Raw genomic sequence first — 21,278 nt, 5'->3', positions numbered from 1 at the left:
CTATCGCTGACGGCGGCGCTTTCGCTCGCGAAGCTCGTCTTCGTCGAGGTTGCCGGAGCGGTTCATCGCGACGAACAGGCGGATGCCGAGCAGCATCGAAAGGACCATCGCCGCGATACCCCACAACGACACCTTGTGCATCCCGCCGACGTAGGTGTTCGTCGGGAAGAGGACGGGCGGAACCTGCTGACTCAGCAGGATCGACCCCGCCAGGATCAGCGAACTGGTCAGCATGGCCAGGACCAGTCGATTGGCCGTCGGGCCGAGTCGGCGATGATCGAGATGGACGTCGAAGCGACCGAGCTGGATCTGCTCCAGGATGTCCATGATTCGCTGCGGCAGGTACTCGGCGAGTTGCTCCGCCTCGTACATGAAGCGACGCATCTTTCGCAGATGGCGCCTCGGCGAGAGCCGGTCGAGCATCAGCGACCGCTGCATCGGTTCCAGCGCTTCCATCAGGCTGAAGCGGGGGCTGAGCGCCTTCACCGTTCCTTCGAGCGTCACCAGCGTCTTGATCAGCAGGCCGACTTGCGAGGGAAGCGTGATGCGGTGCCGGCGGATGATTTCGACCATGTCGGAGAGCGCCGCCGCGACGTCGAACTCTGACAGCGAGACCGTCGAGTAGCTGTCGACGAAGTCGGTGACGTCGATCGAGAAGGCCGTCACGTCGACGTCGAACGGCACCTCGCCGATCCGGCGCAGGATCGACGTCAGAAGCGGCACGTCGCGATGCGCGATCGCGAGGAGCATCTCCTGGATGTCTTCGCGAAGCCGCTCCTCGATCCGGCCCACCATGCCGAAGTCGAGCAGTCCGATGACGTTGCCGGGCAGGACGAGGACGTTTCCCGGGTGGGGATCGGCGTGGTAGTACCCATGCCGAAAGATCATCTGGACGTAGACGGCGCCGATGCGACGGGCGACCTCGTCCAGATTGGCGCCGGCGACGATCAGCTTCTCCCGTTCGGCGATCGAGATGCCGTCGAGCCGCTCCATCGTGACGACGCGTCCGGTGCAGAGCTCGCTGTAGACCGTCGGGATGCGCACGGTCGGCAGCTTGTCGTACAGCACGCCGAACTGCTGTAACTGCCGCTCCTCGCGACCGAAGTCGAGTTCCCGCCGGATCGTTCGGGCGATCTCCGCCGCGGTCGCGACCGGTCGATAAGCCGCGAAATCTTCCAGGCGTTCGGCCAGCCGCGCGAGCGCCGCGAGGATCTCCAGGTCGGCGTTGACCGTCGCTTCGATATCGACGTGCTGAACTTTGACGACCACTTCCTGGCCGGACATCAGCCGGGCGCGGTGGACCTGTCCGATCGACGCGGAGGCGATCGGCTCTTCGTCGAAGTCCAGGAAGACGTCTTCCAGCGGCTCTCCCAGCTCGCGCTCGATCAGCGCGCGAACGGCAGGAAACGGATCGGCGGGAACGTTCGACTGCAGCCCGCGCAGTTCCTCCGCGAGGGAGACTCCGAAGACGTCGGGACGCGTGCTGGCGATCTGGCCGAGTTTGACGAACGTCGGACCGAGTTCGACCAGCGTCTTCCGGACGCGAGCCTCGAACGTCATTCCGACGACGGAAGCATCGATCTGACGGCGGGGGATCTTCGAATCGATGTAGGCGCCGGCCCGGGTGAGCCAGTCATCGAAGCCGTTCCGTGCAAGAACGCCGAAGATCTCGCCCGCGCGCTTGACGTTGCGGTAGGTCTGCGGAATGGCTGAGAAACCCATCGCCGATCGAGCAGGCCGGAGCGGAACGGAGCGAGAGACCGAGGCTCGTCTATTCTACGTCAAGGTATCGGGCCGTCCCGGAGCCAAACGATCACGGGCTCGAACTTGCAGCCTACCGACGCAATGCGCAGTCAAACGGACTAAACGAAGTGTCGAACTGATGACGCTTGTAGGTGCCGTAGCCGGGCAGTTGCAACTGGCGGATTGTGCGTAACTCTTTTGATAACAATTGCTTGAGCGATGCGGTCCTTGGCGGATCGACTGGATGGCACGGGTTTGGCATTAGAGGAGTTCGTCACCCAACGCATCCCACTCCTGACTGACGAAGGACTGCCGCCATGTTCCGCTCGCTTTCGATCCCTGTCGTGCTCGCCGTGGCCGCGATCGGCACCGCGGTTCTTTCGGCTCCGGCTCAGGCCCAGCATCACGGGTCGCACTTCCACGGTCACCCCTCGCATAGCGTCAGCGGGGATCGGCAGATCGCGCGGGCCATCAGCGAGATCGACCTGGCCTACCACGACTTCGCGTTCTCGCATCGCCGCTCGCACGTTCTGATGGCGATGAATCAGATTTCCTCGGCCTACTCGGTCGTGCGGAATCCGGTCTCGAGGCGGGAGATGTCGGACGCTTACGAGCATCTCGAACTGTTCCTGCATAGCAACGCCGACCGGGACCTGGAACTGGCCTCGTCGCATCTGCAGACGGCCCGGGAAGTGTTGCGACCCGTCGTCGTGCATCGTCCCCCGGTGCGACCCCTTCCGCCTCCGATCGTGCATCGTCCTCCGGTCATCGTGACCCCTCCTCCGGTCTACCACGGCGGCGGGATCAGCCTGGGGAACGACCGGTTTCAGCTCCGCATCGGCTTCTGAACGAGCGCGTCGGCATGCTCTGGCGTGGCGTTTTCATAGAGGCCCTTCCGTGAAGGCGGAGGGGCCGATCCGAACGCGACCGAGGAAGGTCGTGCAGGACGCAGCGGCGACGAGCCGGGGCGTCTCTCGAACGATCGAGCGGCGGCAGGATTCGCACGCTCGACATTACATAGCGAAAGCCGGGGCGCCGAAGCGTTCCGGCTTTCGTCGTTTCAGGGCGAGATCGTGCGTGATGCGTCGGGCGCCCGTCGCCGCCGTTACCACTCCTTCGGCAGGCAGGATCGGAGCGACCGGCGCCAGGCGTGCGTACGGCGCTTTCCGGAATCTCGTTACGAACGTCACAGATTGTTTCGAGATCCGCCGTCGGGCGGTCGAAATAGTTCAAGGATGATGGCCCGTAGTCTCGCAGCCTGCACTGCGCAGCCGCGTGATTACGGAGTCGACGGTCGAGTCGAGCGGGCGTGCGAACGCCGGACTTCTCTTGACGGATCGACGCCGCCGTCGTAATGGATCGCAAGCGCGCCGCACATGCGCCCGAACTTCGGGCCGTTCGGTTCGCGGCGGTCGAAACGAACTTGTCCCAGGCGGTCGTTCGCGGCGTTCTCGTCGCGAAGGGCTTCGCCGCCGGCAAGGTCGGATACTCGTCGCGGATCGCAGAAGTTCGGCTGCCGTCCCCATGGAAGGGGGCGGACAATTCTGAGTAAGGAGACGCGGTTTTGAAGGCGACGGACTTTTGGCTGAAAGGGTGCGCGGCGGCCTGCCTGGTCTTCGCCGGAAGCGCAGCGAATGCCGGGACGCACACCCTGGCCACAGGCGGGTGCCTAAGCGGCATCCTCTTCGCGCAGACCGGGACTTCTTCGGCGAACGCCGCCCAGACCGCGAAAGCGGTCGAAGCGCTGCAAAATGCCAGAAAAGCGATGGCGATCGGCGACGTCGATCTCGCCCGCTACTGGCTCGCTCAAGTCAATCAAGCGGGCGCGTCTGAGGACGCCCTGCGACAGGCCTGCGGCTACACGCTGGCCGAGGCGCAACGCGACCTCGCACTCGCGGTTCCTGCGAAGGGAGCGGGCGAGGGGGGCGTTCGGCGACTGCCGGCCGGCGGACCTTCCGCCGCGGCGGCGACGTCGGATCCGGCCCAGGCTCTCCAGGCGACTCGCCGGGCGATGGCGACCGCGCAGCTCGCGCTCGACCGGGGCGATCTCGCTTCGGCTCAGCGAGCGGTCGCGGAAGCCGAATCGTACCGCGTCGCCGACACGGCCTTCGCCCCGACGGAAGCCCGCCCCTGGCAGCTTCGGCTGAAGGTGGATCAGGCGGTCGCTCGTTCGGGAGCCGCTCCGGCAGGGGGAGTGCAGAACTCTCTCTACGTTCCGGAATCCGATCGCACCATGAACCGGCAAGTCGCCGGCCAGGGTCCGACGCTCGGAGCTCCCACTCCGGCTGTGGGCGGACCTGCCCCGGCGGCGAACGGCGACGCTCGTCAGCTCTTCGAAGGGGGCATGCGTGCCATCGCGGAAGGGAATCGCGACGCCGCTCGCACCTCCTTCCAGCAGGCATGGGCCCTTCGGGACCAGCTCGATCCGAGGATGCGTCAGGCGCTCCAGGATCAGCTGAATCAGATCAACCAGATGCAGGTTCCGGCGCCGTCGTCCGCCCCGCTCGATGCGGAAGCGGCCCGTCGCGAAGCCATGCAGCAGAAGGTTCTCCGCGAGATCACTAACGAACAGGCTGCCGCGGACCGGCTCCTGGTCACCGATCCGCGAGGCGCCGTCGCCCGGCTCGAGGCCCTGCGTCAGCGAGTCTCGCAGTCGGAAGTCGACCAGGCGACCCGCGACCGGCTGGTCGCGATCGTCGACCGGGGAATCAAGGAAAAGCAGGCGTATATCCAGGAGAACCTCTCGCAGATCGAGATGGATGAGCGGAACGCTCAAGTCCAGGGCAACGTCGACGCGTCCCGCAAGGCGACGATCGAGATGCAGCAGCAGCTCGCGAGTCTGAACGACGACTTCAACAACCTGATGGACGAGCAGCGCTACGCCGAGGCGGAAGTCATCGCCAAGCAGGCGTTCGAGATCGCTCCGGAAGAGGGCGTCACCCAGCAGATGATGTGGCAGGCCCGCTTCGTTCGCCGAATCGAGAACAACCGCCAGATCCAGTCGGACAAGGAACAGGGCTTCATGGACGCCATGACCGGCGTCGACAAGGCCTCGATTCCCTTCGACACCGAAAACCCGATCCAGTTCGGCCCCGCCCGCGACTGGGTCGAAATGACCGAGAACCGACGTCGCATGATGGCCAACACCATCAAGCAGAACTCGCCGCAGAACATGATGATCCACCAGGCGCTCCGCCGTCAGGTGAACGTCAAGTTCATCGATCGTCCTCTCGCCGAAGTGACGGGCATCCTGAGCGACCTGGCCGGGGTGAACATCCACCTCGATCCGAAGGGTCTGGCCGAAGTCGGCGCCACCAGCGATACGCCGGTGACGCTCAACCTGCCGCAGGAGATCTCGCTCGACAGCGCCCTGCACCTGATCCTCGACCCGATGAACATGGACTACGTCGTCGAGGACGAAGTGCTCAAGATCACCAGCGACAGCCTCAGCCGCGGAAAGGTCGAGGAGCGGGTGTACGAGGTCGGCGACCTGGTGATTCCGATCCCGAACTTCCAGCCGAGCAGCTACATCGGTCTGCCGGGCGCTCTTCGCGACGCTCACAACATGACCCGCCAGGGCCTCGTTCCGCCGACCAGCGGAAGCGGACCGATGGCGATCGCCGATGCGGGAACGGGCAATTCGTCCGCTCTGGCTCAGATCCCCGGGATTTCGTCCGGAGACTCTCAGGGGGGCAACTGGAAGCAGGCCCCGGGCGGTTCGGGCGGCGGATCGATGGCTGACTTCGCCACGCTGATCGACCTGATCACCAGCACCATCGACCCCGAGTCGTGGCCGGAATTCGGCGGCACCGGAAGCGCCAGCATCCGCGGCTTCCCGACGAACCTGACCCTGGTCGTCAGCCAGACGCAGGAAAACCACGAACGGATCGCGGAACTGCTGCAACAGCTTCGCCGTCTGCAGGACCTCCAGGTCACGATCGAAGTCCGCTTCATCACCCTGCAGGATGACTTCTTCGAACGGATCGGCGTCGACTTCGACTTCTCGATCGACGACAACCTGACGGGACTGCCCGGCGACGACAACGGATCCGGCATCGTCGGCCTGAACCCGACGAACACCGGCTTCACGCCGCCCCTCACCCCGGCGGGCGTCACTCCGGATCAGGACCTGATCTTCAGCCAGAACAGCTTCGCTTCGACGGTTCCTCCGTTCGCTCCGGCGGACGCTCTGGGCTCGGCGGCGAACTTCGGCTTCGCGATCATCTCCGACATCGAGGTCTTCCTGCTCCTGCAGGCGGCCCAGGGCGATACGCGGTCGAACGTGCTCCAGGCCCCGAAGGTGACGCTCTTCAACGGACAGCTTGCGACGGTCAGCGATCAGACGCAGACCCCGTTCGTGACGAGCATCATCCCGGTCGTCGGCGACTTCGCCGCGGCTCAGCAGCCGGTCGTCTGCGTCCTGAGCGAAGGAACGTCCCTCTCGGTGCAGGCGGTGGTGTCCAACGACCGTCGCTTCGTCCGACTGACGCTGGTGCCCTACTTCAGCCGGATCGGCGAAGTGCGGGAGTTCACCTTCCAGCAGAAGATTCGCCGTCGCGAAGCTGCGATCGGGGACATCCCGGGGCTCGAGGGTCTGATCGGCGAAGCGGTAGAGCTTGAAACGGAAGGTACGACGGTGCAGTTGCCGTCCTTCTCCTTCACGACGGTCACTACCACCGTCAGCGTGCCGGACGGCGGTACGGTCCTCCTCGGCGGTATCAAGCGTCTGTCGGAAGGTCGCACCGAACGCGGCGTCCCAATGCTGAACAAGATCCCCTACGTCAACCGTCTCTTCCGCAACGTCGGCATCGGTCGCACGTCGCAGAGCCTGATGATGATGGTCACCCCGCGGATCATCATCCAGGAAGAAGAAGAAGAGAAGGCGGTCGGTCGGCCTCTGAACTAACCGACGCGATCGCTCGGGATCGACGAAACGAAGAAGGGCGGACCTCAACGGTCCGCCCTTTTTTCGTAGGCTCGCGTCGACCGAACGCTCGATCAGACGCTCCGCTGCCGCAGCGCCTCGTACAGCAGAACCGCGGCGGTGGTCGAGACGTTCAGGCTGTCGGCGATTCCCAGCATGGGCAGACGCACGGCGTCGAAGCGGTCCTGCTTCCAGAGCGGCTCGACTCCGTCCGCTTCGCTGCCCAGCACGATGGCCGTTCGTTCGGCGAAGCGATAGCGAACGAACTCGCTCGCCCCTTCGACGCGCGCGACGACGATGCGAAAGCCCTGCTCCGTCAGCCAGTCGGCAAGCTCCGCCGCCTGGGTCTCGGCGGTCGCGAGCGAGAAAACCGTTCCGAGGCTCGCGCGGATGGCGTTGGCGTGATAGAAGTCCGCCGCGCTACCCGTCGCGAACACGGCGACGGCGCCCGCTGCGTCGGCGGAACGACAGACCGCCCCCAGATTTCCCGGCTTCTCGACCTGGTCGAGCACGACGACGATCGCCGGCCCTTCAGGCAGGCGAAGATCCTGCAACCGCGTCTCGCGCGACTCGGCGGTCGCCACGATTCCTTCGTTGCGATCGCCGAAGCTGAGCTTGTCCATCGCGTTCGCGGCGAGCTCGAAGCGCTCAGCCCGCGGCTGGCTCTCGACGAGCCGTTCGAGCAGATTCACGGCAGCGACGTCGCGGTCGCGTGACAGTCGTTCGTCGTAGAAGATCTCCGTGAATCGCACGCCCGCGGCGTCGGCGCGGTCGATCTCGCGAAGTCCGTCGATAAGAAACCGTCGCTCGGCGCGTCGATGCTTCCGCTCGCGCAGACGAATCGTCCGCTTCAGTCGCGGGTTTTGTACGCTCTCGATGCGCTGCGTCATCCGTCGTTTCGGTCGGAAGAGGTGTCGTGGTCATCGGCGAAGGTCGCAGTCGCCATCCATCCGGCCGGCAGGCTCCGCTCGTCCGCGGTCGCGATCGATAGTTCGCGACCGGTCGTGCGAACGGAGCGGAAGCGATCACGCAGATGGCGCCGGGCTCGTTCCGCGTCCCACCCGGGCGCATGTCCCGTCAGCACGATCTTGCCCGCCGCGGGCCGAACGAGCGCCGCGACGTCGTCCAGCAGAGCGTTCAGATCCTCCTCGAAGCGCCAGGCCTGGCCCTTCGGTCCATGACCCCAGGTCGGCGGGTCGAGCAGGACCAGATCATACGACTGTTCGCGGCGGACTTCGCGCTGCACGAACTTTCGGGCGTCTTCGACGATCCAGCGGATCGGCGCCTCAGTCAGTCCCGACAGGCTCGCATTCTCTCGGGCGACGGTGACCGACGCAGCAGACGAATCGACATGCACCACGTGCGCGCCGATCGCCGCCGCGGCGAGCGTCGCGCCGCCGGTGTACGCGAACAGGTTGAGCATCCGCGGCGGGCGACTCGGACCGGAATGCGTCGATTCCAGCGATCGCCAGACGTTCGCCGCCTCCGGAAACAGGCCCACGTTGCCGCTCGGGTTGGGACGAACTCGGAAGGTCAGTCCCTCCCACCGCAGGGTCCATTCCGCCGGCACCCCGCGGCGATTCGCCTTCCACTCCCCGGTTTCGCCGCCGAGCTTCCGAAACCGGAAATCGGCCCGCTCCCACAGCTTCGGCTGACGACGCGGAAAGGGCTCCGCGGCGGGCGAGGGTCGGTCGAGCGTCAGGTCGCCGAACCGTTCCAGCTTGCGGCCCTCCCCGAAGTCGAGCAACTCGTACCCCGCCCGCTCGTCGTTTTCCGCTTTCGCTGGCATCCGCTGATCGATTAAAACGAAGGGACTTGCGCGGATAGTCTCGTTCCGCCGCCGCATTCCGTTCAGGAGTCGCGGCGGCCGGTCAGGTCGGTCATGGCATCGTCGCAGCTTCGAAGATACTCGCAGTCGCCGTTCGCCGCGACGCCCTCCCTCGGGGCGCCCGCGCTCTCGACGTTTTTGCCGAAGGCCAGGCGGTGGGCGACGACGATTCTGGCGACGTTGATCCTGGGCGCCTCGCTTCAGCCGATTTCCGCTCAAGGAAATCCCGCTCCGGCGACGACGGAGGCGACCGTCGACGCAGCGGCTCTGGTGCAGCAACTGGACGCCGACGCCTACGACGAACGCGAACGGGCGACGACCCAATTGGCCGAAGCGGGAGCCGCCGCGATCGATCCGCTGACCGCGCGCCTTCCGGGCGGCAGCCGCGAGATGATCGTGCGCGGGATGTACGTCCTCAGTCGCCTGTCGCTATCGCGGGACGAAGCGATCGCCGGCCGCGCGCGGCAGACGCTCGAAACGTTCGCCGCTGATCCGGAGACTCCCCTCGGTCGTCAGGCGGACGTCGCGCTCGACGATTTGAACGGGCGCATCCTGGCCGAGACGGTCGCACGCCTGCGGGATCTCGGCGCCAAGGTCGAAATCGAGGTGGTCAGCGCCGCCGGAATCATTCGGGAGAACGTCGCCCTGCTCTCGATCGGAGAAGAATGGCGAGGCGAACCCAAAGATCTGGAACTGGTGCGTAGGCTCGGCAGCGCGAGCGAAGTGCGCCTGATCGGCGACCGGTTCGACGATTCGGCCGTCGCGATCGTCGCCGAGTTGAAAGATCTGCAGAGGCTGACGCTGAAGAAGATCAAGCTGACGCGGGAGGGCCTCGCGAAACTCGAACCGATCGAAACGCTCTCGGAGTTCCAGATCTTTTATTGTTCCGGAGACGAGGCGATCCCGACGCTGGAGAAGCTCAAGTCGCTGGGGACGCTGCGACTGTACGGGACGAAGTTGACCGACGAAGGAATCGCCCGGCTGGAGCGGACGTTCGGGGCGAACGGTCAGGGAACGCTCGACATTCGTCGCGGCGCCTTCCTGGGCGTGCGCGGCGCGTCGATCCAGGAGGGGGCGCTGATCACGGACGTCGTCGAAGGAAGCGCCGCGTCGGACGCCGGCATGCGGCCCGGGGACATTCTGGTCATGATCGACGAGAAGCCGGTCGCTGACTTCGAAACCGTGCTCACGCACGTGGGCGAGTTCCTGCCCGGTCATGAAGTTAAGTTCGGCGTGCTCCGGAACGGCGAGCGGTTCGAGCGCAAGGTCGTGCTCGGCGAATGGGAATGAGACCGGAACCAGCTGCCGGAACCATTCCGGCCTGATCGTGATTGCGTCTCGTTCCAGGGAGGGACCGAGCATGTCCGATGAATGGACGTCACTTCGCATCCTGATCGTCCGGCTCAGCCATATCGGCGACTGCCTGCTGACGATCCCGCTGGCGGTCGCGCTTCGTGACGCGTTTCCGCGCGCGACGATCGGCTGGACGACCGAGCCGCCGAGCGATCAACTGCTGACGTGCGTTCCAGAGGTCGATCAGGTTCTGGCGCTGCCGCGCAAGTGGAGTCGCTCGCTGAGCGGCTGGATCGCGGCACGGAAGATCGTCCGGACCTTCGCTCCTGACGTCACGATCGATCCGCAAAGCCTCACCAAAAGCGCGGGCCTGGCAGCGCTTTCGGGCGCTCCGACCCGGATCGGTTTAGCGCGACCGGAAGGACGCGAACTGGCGCCGTGGCTCGCGACGGATCTCGTCCGTACGAGCGAACCGCACCTGGTCGATCGAACGCTGGAGTTGCTGCGGGGTCTGAATCGGCAGCCGGTCGAGCCGCGATGGAACCTCGTCCTGCCCGACCCGGATCGGGAGTTCGCCGACAGACTGGTGCGCCAGGAGCGGCTCGAAGCGCCGTTCGCGGTCATCAATCCGGGCGGAACCTGGCCGGCGAAGCGCTGGCCGCCCGAACGCTTCGCCGATGCAGCGAACCTCCTCTATAAGGCTCGCGGCGTCCGTTCGCTGGTCGTCTGGGCTGGCGACGAGGAGCGGATCTGGGCGGAGTCGATCGCCGCTCACGCGCCGGTGGCGACGGTTCTCGCTCCGCGAACGTCGCTCAGGGAGCTTGCAGCGATCCTCAAGCGGGCCGCCTTCTATCTCGGCGGCGATTCAGGCCCGATGCACCTCGCGCAGGCGGTGGGAACGCCCTGCGTCGCCCTGTTCGGTCCGACGCTTCCCTCCCGCTGCGGTCCTTACGGCCCGGGGCACGTGACCCTTCAGCGGTACTACCAGGCAGGTTCGTGCCGGGAACGGCGCTCCGCTCCGAACCATGCCCTGCGGGCGATCGAGGTCCCGGAAGTTCTCCTGGCTTGCGAACGGGTTCTGGACGAATTCGATGCGTCCGCCGAGCGAGCGGCGGCGTAACGTATCTGCCGATGCGGACCGGCGTTGAGGCTGAAACCGCCTTTGCCCCTGCGGATGAATATCGATTAAGATTAGGGGCGTTCGGAACGAGCGCTGCCGGTCTCGGTCGAGAACTTCCGCGACCGTTCGGCTCCTTCGTTTTCCGAACGATTCGATGGCTGTCCGGGGTCGATTTCGCCGCTGACGCGTTCCATGAATCGGCGGCGACGGCGGTCGGTTCGCTTTCTGTCGCGCGTGGCCGTTCTTCTCCATTCGGCAAGCGTCGGCCTTAGTCCAGCGCCGTTCGAGTTCGTCAGCCGCCGACTCGACGGATCCGACAGGGGCCGGCAGGACGCGACCGGAATGGTGAGCGGCTCTTTTCCTCTCGATCGCATGCGTACATGACGGTTCGGAACGACAACTCCGCCGAGGAGTGGAGCGATCACTGGGCTTCGGCAGGCCTGCTGGTCTACCGCGCGACGGACGAAGGCGTCGTCTGGCTGCTGATCGACTCCAAGTTCAGCCGTGCGCGTCCCGCCTGGCAGTTCCCGAAGGGGCGGATCGAGCGGGGGGAAATGCCGCGGCAGGCAGCCCTTCGCGAGTGTCGCGAAGAGACCGGCGTCGAGATCGATCCCGAGGCTTTGAATCCGGCGTTTCACGAACGCCTGGAGTGGATCATTCGTCATCGCGGACGCCGGATCCGGCGCACGGTCGACTTCTTTCTCGCGACTACCGAACAGGTCAAGACGCAGCCCGACTGGGAAGTCTGCGAGGCACGCTGGTTCCGGACCGAGCAGGCTTTGGACATCCTGCAGCACGAAGACGCCCGCACGCTCCTCGCGCGAGCCGTGGAACGCCTGTCCGGCGCTCCGCAGCCTGAGCGAAGTCCGTGAACAAGACTTCCGGACGATGGAGGCGCACGGCGCGGTCGCGTTCTCGCATGCGATCGAATCGCCGCGGCGAAGCCTCTTACCAGGCGACGTCGTTCGAGGAACGCACGGCGCTCAGATAAAGCGTCTGCGATTCGACGGCTGCGAGCCGCGGCTTCAGCAGCGACATGGCGGCGGCCATCACGTCCCGGCGGCTGATCTGGCCGACCAGTTGCCCCTCCCGAACCACGGGCAGGCGCCGGTAGGCCGTCGATTGAAAGATCTGCGCGAGCGTGAGCAGTTCCGTATCCTCCTCCACCGTCAGCGGAGCGGGATCGTAGAAGCATCGCAGCTCATGCGAAGGAAGCCCTTCGTAGCAGCCGTCGAGCAAGGCGCCCATCGAGCATTTTTCGGAGAAGACGCCGAGAAACCGCCCCTCCTGATCGACGACGGGCGCGCCCGAAATGCGATGGGAAAGCAGCAGCTCGATCGCCTCGAAGACGTCCATTTCCGGGGTCAGCGTGACCAACTTGCGCGTCATGATGTCGCGCGCAGCGAGCGGTCCGTTCATAGCGGCAGCCTCGCGTCCTGGATCTAGAGAAGAGAGAACAGTCGCCGCAAAAATCTTCGCTTTTCCGCAGCGATCGTCGTCGATTATAAAGGTTCCACAATCAGGAATCAGAATAGAATAGGCTTGGAGAGTATTTTTCTCGCCCGGACCGCTCCATCCGCCGCCGCCCTGCCGATGATTTCTGATGCGTGCTAGCGTGGTAAGCCCGCGCCTTATTGCATGACCAACGGGGAATAAGCCTTCCCTATACGTTAAAAATTAGCCAGGTTGCCCTTCGCGCACTGGCCCAGACGCTTACGATTGAGTGTCTTCCGCTCGCCGCCCACGCCGAACCGCGCCCCGCTGGCGCACCCTACCGCACGAATGAATACGTTCAGCCTGGCGTACCTCGACGATATCTACGAGAAGTTCACGTCCGATCCGGAGAGCGTGCCCGTCGAGTGGCGGCGATATTTCGAGAACTATCCCGCCTTCCTCAGCAGCCCGCAGCCCAATGGTCACGGCCGGGCGAGCGCCTCGTTCGAGCCGCCCGCCGCGGAGTTCGAGCCGGAGGAAGAATCGTCGACCGTCGCGGTCGCGGAGGCTCCTGACGCGGCGCGGGCCATGCTGGTCCAGACGGAGCAGATGCTCTCCCGGGCGCAGGCTCAGGATCGCGTCGATCAGCTCGTTCGCGGCTATCGCAATCGCGGTCACCTCAAGGCCGATATCGATCCGCTCGGCATGCCCCGTCCGAGCCATCAGGAACTGACCCCGGGCCATTACGGCTTGGGCGTCGAGCACCTGGACCAGTTTTTCTCGACCGATTCGATTGAAGGATCGACCGTCGCGACGCTGGCGCAGATCCTCGACCGGATGGAGAACACTTACTGCCGGTCGATCGGCGTGCAGTTGATGCACATCGACGAGGTCTATTGCCGGCAGTGGCTTCAGCGCCGCATGGAGCGGACGCAGAACCGCCTCGAACTGACCCGCGAAACGCAGGTCCGCATCCTGACCCGCCTGACCGACGCGCTGATCTTCGAAGAGTTCATGCGTCGGCGATTTACCGGGGCGAAGACGTTCTCGCTCGAAGGAGCGGAGACGCTGATCCCGCTGCTCGATCTCGCGCTCGAACGGGCGGGCGAGCAGGGGCTCAACCAGGTCGTCATGGCGATGGCTCATCGCGGACGCATCAACGTCCTGGCGAATATCTTCGGCAAGCGCGCGACCAACATCTTCTGGACGTTCGAGGATCCGAAGCCGGAACGCCATCGCGGCGGCGGCGACGTCCGGTATCACCTCGGCTTCTCCAGCGACTATCGGACGCGCGCCGGCAAGAACCTGCACCTGTCGCTCTGCTTCAACCCCAGCCATCTGGAGTTCGTGAACCCCGTCGCGCTGGGTCGCGTCCGGGCCAAGCAGGATCGCGCCGGCGACACGGCGCGCGAGCAGGCTATGGCGATCATGATTCACGGCGACGCCTCGTTCGCCGGCGAAGGGGTCGTGCAGGAGACGCTCAACCTCAGCGAACTGGAAGCCTACCGCACGGGCGGGACGCTCCACGTCATCATCAACAACCAGGTCGGCTTCACCACGCCGCCTGAAGACGCCCGCTCGAACCGCTACGCGACCGACGTCGCGAAGATGCTCGAAGCGCCGATCTTCCACGTCAACGGCGAAGATCCCGAAGCCGTCGCTCAGGTGATCTCGCTCGCGATGGACTTCCGCCGGGAGTTCCACCGCGACGTCGTGGTAGACATGTACTGCTATCGCAAGCTGGGTCACAACGAAGGGGACGAGCCGCGTTTCACGCAGCCGGTGATGTACCGCATCATCGACGCGCGTCCGCCGGTGCGAGAGAAATACCTCGAGCGCCTGCTCACGCTCGGCGGCATCACGCAGGAAGAGGCGGACGCGATCGCCGAACGCCGCAAGGCGCAACTCGAACGCGAGTTCGAACTGGCGAAGAAGGAAGAGTTCCGCTCCGACGACGATCCCAACAAGGGGATCTGGTACGGCTACTTCGGCGGACCCGAGCCTGCCGACGTCGATCCGACGGGCATCGCGCCGGAACTGGCGAAGCGCCTGATGTCCCGGCTCAACCATGTTCCGGACGAATTTCGCCTCAATCGCAAGCTCGAACGGGCTTACGCTCTGCGGAAGGAAATGGAGCACGGCCAGCGGCAGCTCGACTGGGCGACGGCGGAGTTGCTCGCTTTCGCGAGCTTCGCCGACGGCGGCATTCGCGTTCGGCTCACGGGGCAGGACGTCGAACGCGGCACCTTCAGTCAGCGTCACGCGGTGCTGTTCGACGAAGAGTCCGGAAAGCCGTACTCGATCCTGCAGCATCTGTCGGAGAACCAGGCGCCGGTCGAAATCTGCAACAGCCCGTTGTCGGAAATCGCCGTGATGGGCTTCGAGTACGGATACTCGCTCGACGCTCCCGACGCGTTCGTCGCGTGGGAAGCTCAGTTCGGCGACTTCTGGAACGTGGCCCAGGTCATCGTGGACCAGTTCCTCTGCAGCGCGGAGGATAAGTGGAACCGCCTTTCCGGCGTCACGCTCCTCCTGCCGCACGGCTTCGAGGGTCAGGGTCCGGAGCATGCCTCGGCGAGGCTGGAGCGCCTGCTGATGCTCTCGGCCGAGCACAACATTCAGGTGACGCAGCCGACGACGCCGGCGCAGTATTTCCACCTGCTGCGGCGCCAGATGGTTCGCAAGTGGCGTAAGCCGCTGATCGTGCTGACGCCCAAGAGTCTGTTGCGGCATCCGCGGGTCGTGTCGGATCTTCAAGAGTTCTCGGACGGCTCGTTCCAGCGCCTGATTCCGGACGATCGCGGACCCGAAGCCGCTGCGAAGACGAAGCGGATCCTGATCTGCTCCGGCAAGGTCTACTACGACCTGTGGAAAGAGCGGAAAGACGGCGGTCTGACCGACGAGGTCGCCATTCTGCGACTGGAGCAGCTTTATCCGCTGCCCGAGCAGGAACTGAAGGCCGAACTGGCGGAGTACCCGGAAGCTGCCGAGACGATCTGGGTCCAGGAAGAGCCGCAGAACATGGGCGCCTGGTGGTCGCTGCGAATTCGACTGGGCGAGAAGCTCTTCGGCCTTCGGGAGTGGCGTCTGGCTTCGCGGCCGGAGTCCGCCAGCCCCTCGACGGGGTCGATGGACATGCATAAACTGGAGCAAAAGGAGCTGCTGGAGGCGGCGCTGCACGGGTGATTCTCCGTGCGGGAAGACCGTCGAGCCGAGGCTTTTTCGCGGTCCGTCGATCCTTGCGATCGAAGAACCCCGCATCAGGAGACCTCGGGCCGAGCTGGTTCCGGTTGCCGTCGTCTGCTCCCTGACATGACGAACTGAAGACATTCTGAAGGATTCCGAGGCCGATCGATCGGCGCGGAATCCTTTTTCCGTTTCCGGACGACGCGTCGTGGACGCCCGCCGCGGAAGCGATTCGTACGAAACGCCTCTCGCGCTTTCACCATCGAAGAGCCATGGCCGCGTCCGAGCTTCTGGAACTGACGATCCCTTCCGTCGGCGAGTCGGTCGTCGAAGTACAGATCGCGAAGTGGCTCAAGAAAGAAGGGGACGCCGTCGCGAAGGACGAAGACGTCGCCGAGCTTGAGTCCGAGAAGGCGAACGTCCCGCTCGTCGCGCAGAACGCCGGCATCCTCGAAAAGATCGTCGCCGCCGAGGGAGAGTTCGTGAAGGTCGGCTCCGTCGCCGCCTACCTGAACACCAGCGGCAAAGCTTCGGCAGGCAGCGCGAAGCCGGAAGCCGCAGTGACCCCTGCGACTCCGCCGGCCTCCGCGAGCGCCAAGGCCGCGCCGTCGGGCGACGTGACGCGTCCGTCGACTCCTCCGGCCCCGCTTGCGACTTCGGCCCCGCCGGCGAGCTCGGGCGCTTCTGCTCCGCATGCTGCTCCCGCGGGAGCGGACGCGCACCTGCTGCCCGCCGCGGAGCGGTTGATTCGCGAGAAGGGCCTCGACCCGTCGAAGATCCCGGCCCAGACGCCGGGCCGGCTGACGAAGGAGGACGTGCTTCGTCATCTGGAGTCGGCGCCTGCGCGGCCGAGCGTGACGCCGGCTCCCGCGGCCCCTGTCCGGCCGCTGCCGGCGACGGTTCCCTCGGTTCCGGCGTCGGGCGAACTGGCGACCCGTCGCGAGGAGTCGCAGCCGATGTCGATGCTGCGGCGAACGATCGCCGCGAGGCTCGTCCAGGCGCAGCAGACCGCGGCGCTGCTGACGACGTTCAACGAAATCGACATGTTCCCCGTGATGGAAGTGCGAAAGAAGCACAAGGACGGCTTCGAACAGCGCCACGGGGCGAAGCTCGGCTTCATGTCGTTCTTCACCAAGGCGACGGTCGAGGCGCTGAAGCGCTTCCCCGCGATCAACGCGGAGATCCGCGAGAACCACCTGATCTACAAGAAGTACTACGACGTCGGCATCGCCATCGGCAGCGGCAAGGGACTGGTCGTCCCGGTGCTCCGCGACTGCGATACGCTCTCGTTCGCGGAGATCGAGAAGGGGATCGCCGGCTTTGCCGCCAAGGCCAAGGACGGCAAGCTGACGCCCTCCGACATGGAGGGAGGCACCTTCACCATCACCAACGGCGGCGTCTACGGATCGCTGATGTCGACGCCGATCGTGAACCCGCCGCAGAGCGGCGTGCTGGGCCTGCACGCGATTCAGGAACGTCCGATCGCGTTGAACGGTCAGGTCGTCATTCGTCCGATGATGTACGTCGCCCTGACCTACGATCATCGGATCGTCGACGGTCGCGAGGCCGTCACGTTCCTGAGGACGATCAAGGAACTGATCGAGGATCCGTCGCGGCTGCTGCTCGACCTGTAGCCCCGCCCAGGCTTGACGGAATCGAAAGCGACAGGCGGCGCGTCAGGGCGATGCAGCGCCGGAACACAGCAAATTCTCCGACCAACGATCGCGACCAACATGAGCGAAGCGACTGAGTCCGGTTCAGGTTCTTCTGACGGGCAGAGCGAAAACGAGTCCTTCGACCTCGTCGTGCTCGGCGCAGGACCGGGCGGATACGTCGCCGCGATCCGCGCCGCGCAGCTCGGCTTTCGCGTCGCCGTCGTCGACGAAAACGATCGTCTGGGGGGGACCTGCCTTCGCGTCGGCTGCATCCCCTCGAAGGCGCTCCTCGAATCAAGCCACCACTACGTCGAGGCGAAGGAAAGCTTCGCGTCGCACGGCATCGTCACGGGCAAGGTCAAGCTCGATCTGCCCGCGATGCTCGGCCGCAAGGACGAAGTCGTGAAGCGTCTGACGGGGGGCGTGAAGATGCTCCTCGACCGGGCGAAGATCAAGACTTTCGTCGGTCGCGGACGCTTCGACGGACCCGGCCGCATCAAGGTCGAAGGGCGCGACGCGGGCGTCGTCGCGGGCAAGAACATCCTGATCGCGGTCGGCAGCTACTCGACCCGCATCCCCAGCGTCGAATTCGACGGCGATCTCGTCGGCGACAGCACGACCGCGCTCTCCTATCCGGAACCGCCGAAGAAGCTGGTCGTCATCGGCGCCGGGTACATCGGTCTGGAACTCGGGTCGGTCTGGAACCGCCTCGGCTCCGAAGTCGTCGTCCTGGAGGCGCTCGACCGGATCCTGCCCGGCATGGATTCCGAGATCGCGAACATCGCCAAGCGGACGTTCGAAAAGCAGGGGATCCAGTTCCGCCTCGGCGCCCGCGTCGAATCGGTGAAGATCCAGGGCAAGCATTGCCTGGTCACGATCCAAGGCGAAGAACCGTTCAAGGTCGATCGCGTGCTGGTCGCGGTCGGCCGGACGCCGGCGACGAAGGATCTGGGCCTCGAAACCATCGGTCTAGAGACCGACGCGCGAGGACGCATCGCCGCCGTGGAGGATGACTACTCCACCGCCGTTCCCGGCGTCTACGCGATCGGCGACTGCATCGGCGGCCCCATGCTGGCTCATAAGGCTTCGGAAGAGGGCGTCGCCTTCGCCGAGAAGCTGGCCGGCATCCCGGGCAAGGTCCATTACGAGTACATCCCGGGCATCGTCTACACTCACCCGGAAATCGCCACCGTCGGCGTGACGGAGGACCAGGCGAAGGCGTCCGGCCACGAGTACAAGAAGGGGATCTGCCCCTTCGGCGCGGTCGCTCGCGCTGTCACGATGGGCGACGCCGAAGGCCGGGTGAAGATCCTGGCGGACGCCAAGACCGACCGCGTGCTGGGGGTCCACATCATCGGACCCCGCGCGGGCGATCTAATCGCCGAGGCCGTCGTCGCGATGCAGTTCGGCGCCAGCAGCGAAGACATCGCCCGCGTCTGCCACGCCCATCCGACGCTGTCGGAAGGGATCCACGAGGCCGCGCTCGCCGTCGACAAGCGCGCGATCCACACGTAAGCCGCTGCTGCGAGTTCCAGCGGCGGCCTGCTACGCCGCGTGACGAACGGCAGGGGAGGCAGGCGCTTCGCCTGTCGCGGCGTCGGTCAGCGGGATCGAAGCCGGAGCGTTCGCGTGCGGGGCTTTCGCCCGCGGAAGCGCGCGGTCGGGTCGCCAGTCGGAGAGCAGATGCTCGACCCGACGGTTCAACGCTTCGAGCCGTTCCAGGACCTCGTCCTGCCGGGCGTCGATATCGTCGAGCGTGTGTTGCTGCGTGCGGTCGGCTTCGGTCATGTTTCCGCCTCGCGGATTCGCGAGAGAATCGTTATCGCGATTCGCCGTGACGCTTCGCCGCCCCGATCCGTCGGGGGCCAGAGCGGACATCGGCAGAATCGCGCTCGCCGCATGACCGCCCCGGTCTTCGATTCGCCTGGTAGAAGTCAGGCAATCTGTAGGGGGCCTTCCTCTTCTGAGCGGAGGGCGTGAGCCCTCCGAGTTTCCTGCGCGACGGCCGTTCGGACTCGGAGGGCTCACGCCCTCCGCTCGGGTCGAACGCATCGATTCGCTTCTCGTTTCACGGCGCCTCTGGACGGGGAAATCCGATGTCGGGTATACTCAACCCCCTTTCGCCGAGGTATTTCGGGCCTTGCGCGAACCCTTTTAATCCGCGGAACGTCGCAGGCGGGATTCGATCCCAAGTCGCGACAGGCGCCGGATTTACATCTTCCTGCAGGAGTCCGCGACGGACATGGTGAAGCTGCTGGTTCGCGATCGGGAGTCGATTCAGGACGCGGTGCGTCGTTTCCGCAAGCTCGTCGAGCGGAGCGGAATCAAGAAAGAAATGCGTCGCCGGGAGTTCTACGAGAAGCCCAGCGAAATCAAGCGTCGCGCGAAGCTCCGCGCCGAACGCCGCAACAAGAAGCCCAAGACGGCTCTGCGCTAAGCTCGCTCTTCGAGCCGCTCGCTCTTCTTTCGGACCGCCGCGCCGCTGCGCGGCTCCGTATCGATGCGCCAACTCGGTACTCGTCGATTTATCGCGTGGACTCCCGAGCGCGAGTCGAACCTGTCCACAGCCTGTCGCTGCGGGCCTGTAGCCGCCGTCCCGTCGCTGCGGTCGGGAAGTTCACGTCAGCAGGTCGCTCAGAACGTGACCATGCACGTCGGTCAGGCGATATCGGCGTCCCTGGAACTTGTAGGTCAGGCGCTCGTGGTCGATCCCGAGCAGATGCAGGATCGTCGCCTGGAAGTCGTGCGGACCGACCGGGTTCTCCGCGACGTTGAAGCCGAAATCGTCCGTCGCGCCGTAGGTCATGCCCGGCTTCACGCCGCCCCCTGCCATCCAGATCGTGAAGGCGTACGGGTGATGGTCGCGCCCCCACGTGGCGGTCTCGGAAATCTTCCCCTGCAGGAAGGGCGTTCTGCCGAATTCGCCCCCCCAGATGACGAGCGTGTCGTCGAGCAGTCCCCGCTGTTCCAAATCCTTCACCAGCGCCGCTGAAGGGGCGTCGACGTCTCGGCACTGAATCTCGAGCTGGGTGTTGAGGTTCCGGTGCTGATCCCATCCGGCGTGCATCAACTGCACGAACCGCACGCCCCGCTCCGCCAGCCGGCGTGCGATCAGGCAGTTGTAGGCGTACGATCCCTTCCGCGTCACGTCGGGCCCGTAGGCATCGAGCACGTGCTGCGGCTCGTCGGAAAAGTCGGTCAACTCCGGCACCGACGTCTGCATCCGGTACGACATCTCGTACTGCGCGATCCGCGTCTTGATCTCCGGATCGCCGACTTCGTCGAAGCGCCGCTCGTTCAGCGCCGCGATATCGTCGAGCATCTTCCGCCGAACGTCGCGCGACAGGCCGGGCGGGTCGGACAGGTACAGCACCGGATCGCCCGTTCCGCGGAAGGCAACGCCCTGGTGCTCGCTGGGGAGAAAGCCGCTTCCCCAGTAGTAATCGTAGAAGATCTGGCCGCAGGAGGCTTCCTTGTCCCGCGACGTCATCGCCACGAAGGAGGGCAAGTCGTCCGCTTCGCTGCCGAGGCCGTAACTGAGCCACGCGCCCATGCTGGGGCGGCCCGGTTTGTCGTCGCCCGTCAGGACGAAGGTGATCGCCGGGGCGTGGTTCACCTGCGTCGTGTTCATCGACTTCACGAAGCAGAGCTTGTCCGCGATCTCCGCCGTCTTCGGCAGGAAGCTGCTGACCGTGGCGCCGCTGTCGCCATGCCGGTCGAACTTCGTGATCGCCGCCAGGCAGGGGCGCTCGACCTGGCCGCCTGTCATGGTGCTGAAACGCGCGCCGCCGACGATATCGTCGGGGATCTGCGTCCCGTGGAGCTTCTCCAGCGTCGGCTTGTGATCGAACAGGTCGACGTGCGACGGGGCGCCGTTCTGCAACAGATAGATCACCCGCTTCGCCTTGGGGGCGAAGTGCGGCAGTCTTGGCAGGCCCGAGTCTCCGGCGTTCGCGGCGGGGTCGTCGCCCGTCGCCGCGAACCCGTCGCGGGCGAGCAGCGACGCCAGCGCGATCGATCCGACGCCCATGGCGCCGCGACCGAGGAACTGCCGGCGGGATTGTTGCAGGAGGTTTTCGACGCGGGGGTCCATAG

General features: G+C 65.4%; 16 protein-coding genes. 10 read left to right on the top strand and 6 right to left on the bottom strand.

Going from position 1 to position 21,278, the window contains the following annotated elements; all coding sequences use genetic code 11:
• Nucleotides 1-1,722 (bottom strand): ABC1 kinase family protein, encoded by a 1,722-nt coding sequence (locus SH602x_RS06765; protein WP_479476060.1) that lies wholly within the window; start codon nt 1,720-1,722, stop codon nt 1-3.
• Between the two features lie 338 nt (nt 1,723-2,060).
• On the opposite strand from SH602x_RS06765, the gene SH602x_RS06760 reads away from it, so the two are divergent.
• The 3 genes from SH602x_RS06760 (at nt 2,061) to SH602x_RS06750 (ending at nt 6,649) form a co-directional block, all read left to right on the top strand.
• Nucleotides 2,061-2,591, top strand: a complete 531-nt coding sequence (locus tag SH602x_RS06760; RefSeq protein ID WP_479476059.1) for a hypothetical protein — start codon at nt 2,061-2,063, stop codon at nt 2,589-2,591.
• A gap of 506 nt (nt 2,592-3,097) precedes the next feature.
• A complete protein-coding gene (locus tag SH602x_RS06755) occupies nt 3,098-3,295 on the top strand; it encodes a hypothetical protein (RefSeq protein ID WP_479476058.1) in 198 nt (65 codons plus the stop codon).
• A 213-nt stretch (nt 3,296-3,508) separates the two neighbouring features.
• On the top strand, nt 3,509-6,649 hold the full coding sequence (locus SH602x_RS06750; protein ID WP_479476057.1) for a hypothetical protein: 3,141 nt from the start codon (nt 3,509-3,511) through the stop codon (nt 6,647-6,649).
• 92 nt (nt 6,650-6,741) lie between these two features.
• On the opposite strand, the gene SH602x_RS06745 is transcribed toward SH602x_RS06750, so the two are convergent.
• Together SH602x_RS06745 and SH602x_RS06740 are read right to left on the bottom strand one after the other, a co-directional pair.
• Nucleotides 6,742-7,557: a TrmH family RNA methyltransferase gene (locus tag SH602x_RS06745; protein WP_479476056.1), complete on the bottom strand. Its 816-nt coding sequence runs from the start codon at nt 7,555-7,557 to the stop codon at nt 6,742-6,744.
• On the bottom strand, nt 7,554-8,456 hold the full coding sequence (locus SH602x_RS06740; RefSeq protein WP_479476055.1) for a class I SAM-dependent methyltransferase: 903 nt from the start codon (nt 8,454-8,456) through the stop codon (nt 7,554-7,556). Before SH602x_RS06740 ends, SH602x_RS06745 begins: the two co-directional genes overlap by 4 nt.
• Nucleotides 8,457-8,549: 93 nt before the next feature.
• On the opposite strand from SH602x_RS06740, the gene SH602x_RS06735 reads away from it, so the two are divergent.
• From SH602x_RS06735 to SH602x_RS06725, 3 genes are all read left to right on the top strand, one after another.
• Complete coding sequence (locus tag SH602x_RS06735; RefSeq protein WP_479476054.1) at nt 8,550-9,785, top strand: PDZ domain-containing protein; 1,236 nt, start codon at nt 8,550-8,552, stop codon at nt 9,783-9,785.
• A gap of 70 nt (nt 9,786-9,855) precedes the next feature.
• Nucleotides 9,856-10,908, top strand: a complete 1,053-nt coding sequence (locus tag SH602x_RS06730; RefSeq protein WP_479476053.1) for a glycosyltransferase family 9 protein — start codon at nt 9,856-9,858, stop codon at nt 10,906-10,908.
• Nucleotides 10,909-11,288: 380 nt separating this feature from the next.
• A complete protein-coding gene (locus SH602x_RS06725; protein WP_479476052.1) occupies nt 11,289-11,780 on the top strand; it encodes an NUDIX domain-containing protein in 492 nt (163 codons plus the stop codon).
• 76 nt (nt 11,781-11,856) lie between these two features.
• Here SH602x_RS06725 and SH602x_RS06720 read toward each other — a convergent pair whose 3' ends face one another.
• Entirely contained in the window at nt 11,857-12,327 is a 471-nt protein-coding gene (locus tag SH602x_RS06720; RefSeq protein ID WP_479476051.1) for a CBS domain-containing protein, read from the bottom strand.
• A 363-nt stretch (nt 12,328-12,690) separates the two neighbouring features.
• Between SH602x_RS06720 and SH602x_RS06715 the strand changes: the two genes are divergently transcribed.
• The 3 genes from SH602x_RS06715 to lpdA all read left to right on the top strand — a co-directional run bounded on the left by SH602x_RS06715 (nt 12,691) and on the right by lpdA (nt 18,698).
• Complete coding sequence (locus SH602x_RS06715) at nt 12,691-15,528, top strand: 2-oxoglutarate dehydrogenase E1 component (protein WP_479476050.1); 2,838 nt, start codon at nt 12,691-12,693, stop codon at nt 15,526-15,528.
• 272 nt (nt 15,529-15,800) lie between these two features.
• Entirely contained in the window at nt 15,801-17,162 is a 1,362-nt protein-coding gene (odhB, locus tag SH602x_RS06710; RefSeq protein ID WP_479476049.1) for a 2-oxoglutarate dehydrogenase complex dihydrolipoyllysine-residue succinyltransferase, read from the top strand.
• A gap of 99 nt (nt 17,163-17,261) precedes the next feature.
• Entirely contained in the window at nt 17,262-18,698 is a 1,437-nt protein-coding gene (gene lpdA, locus SH602x_RS06705; protein WP_479469234.1) for a dihydrolipoyl dehydrogenase, read from the top strand.
• 30 nt (nt 18,699-18,728) lie between these two features.
• Here the strand turns inward: lpdA and SH602x_RS06700 are convergent, their stop codons facing one another.
• The gene (locus SH602x_RS06700; protein ID WP_479476048.1) at nt 18,729-19,061 is read right to left on the bottom strand and encodes a hypothetical protein; all 333 of its coding nucleotides are present in this window, start codon (nt 19,059-19,061) and stop codon (nt 18,729-18,731) included.
• A 364-nt stretch (nt 19,062-19,425) separates the two neighbouring features.
• Here SH602x_RS06700 and rpsU point away from each other — a divergent pair, with 364 nt between their 5' ends.
• Nucleotides 19,426-19,620, top strand: coding sequence for a 30S ribosomal protein S21 (rpsU, locus tag SH602x_RS06695; protein ID WP_479469236.1), 195 nt, complete (start codon nt 19,426-19,428; stop codon nt 19,618-19,620).
• 180 nt (nt 19,621-19,800) lie between these two features.
• Here the strand turns inward: rpsU and SH602x_RS06690 are convergent, their stop codons facing one another.
• Nucleotides 19,801-21,276 (bottom strand): DUF1501 domain-containing protein, encoded by a 1,476-nt coding sequence (locus SH602x_RS06690; protein ID WP_479476047.1) that lies wholly within the window; start codon nt 21,274-21,276, stop codon nt 19,801-19,803.
• Nucleotides 21,277-21,278: the final 2 nt, after the last annotated feature.

Source organism: Lignipirellula cremea, from assembly GCF_056501455.1.
The sequence above is the reverse complement of the archived record's forward strand: the minus strand, read 5'-3'. Positions and strand labels throughout refer to the sequence as shown.

Coding starts and splice junctions, on each gene's coding strand:
- SH602x_RS06765 (WP_479476060.1), bottom strand. CDS start 1,722: ATGGGTTTCTCAGCCATTCCGCAGACCTACCGCAACGTCAAGCGCGCG.
- SH602x_RS06760 (WP_479476059.1), top strand. CDS start 2,061: ATGTTCCGCTCGCTTTCGATCCCTGTCGTGCTCGCCGTGGCCGCGATC.
- SH602x_RS06755 (WP_479476058.1), top strand. CDS start 3,098: ATGGATCGCAAGCGCGCCGCACATGCGCCCGAACTTCGGGCCGTTCGG.
- SH602x_RS06750 (WP_479476057.1), top strand. CDS start 3,509: ATGGCGATCGGCGACGTCGATCTCGCCCGCTACTGGCTCGCTCAAGTC.
- SH602x_RS06745 (WP_479476056.1), bottom strand. CDS start 7,557: ATGACGCAGCGCATCGAGAGCGTACAAAACCCGCGACTGAAGCGGACG.
- SH602x_RS06740 (WP_479476055.1), bottom strand. CDS start 8,456: ATGCCAGCGAAAGCGGAAAACGACGAGCGGGCGGGGTACGAGTTGCTC.
- SH602x_RS06735 (WP_479476054.1), top strand. CDS start 8,550: ATGGCATCGTCGCAGCTTCGAAGATACTCGCAGTCGCCGTTCGCCGCG.
- SH602x_RS06730 (WP_479476053.1), top strand. CDS start 9,856: ATGTCCGATGAATGGACGTCACTTCGCATCCTGATCGTCCGGCTCAGC.
- SH602x_RS06725 (WP_479476052.1), top strand. CDS start 11,289: ATGACGGTTCGGAACGACAACTCCGCCGAGGAGTGGAGCGATCACTGG.
- SH602x_RS06720 (WP_479476051.1), bottom strand. CDS start 12,327: ATGAACGGACCGCTCGCTGCGCGCGACATCATGACGCGCAAGTTGGTC.
- SH602x_RS06715 (WP_479476050.1), top strand. CDS start 12,691: ATGAATACGTTCAGCCTGGCGTACCTCGACGATATCTACGAGAAGTTC.
- odhB (WP_479476049.1), top strand. CDS start 15,801: ATGGCCGCGTCCGAGCTTCTGGAACTGACGATCCCTTCCGTCGGCGAG.
- lpdA (WP_479469234.1), top strand. CDS start 17,262: ATGAGCGAAGCGACTGAGTCCGGTTCAGGTTCTTCTGACGGGCAGAGC.
- SH602x_RS06700 (WP_479476048.1), bottom strand. CDS start 19,061: ATGTCCGCTCTGGCCCCCGACGGATCGGGGCGGCGAAGCGTCACGGCG.
- rpsU (WP_479469236.1), top strand. CDS start 19,426: ATGGTGAAGCTGCTGGTTCGCGATCGGGAGTCGATTCAGGACGCGGTG.
- SH602x_RS06690 (WP_479476047.1), bottom strand. CDS start 21,276: ATGGACCCCCGCGTCGAAAACCTCCTGCAACAATCCCGCCGGCAGTTC.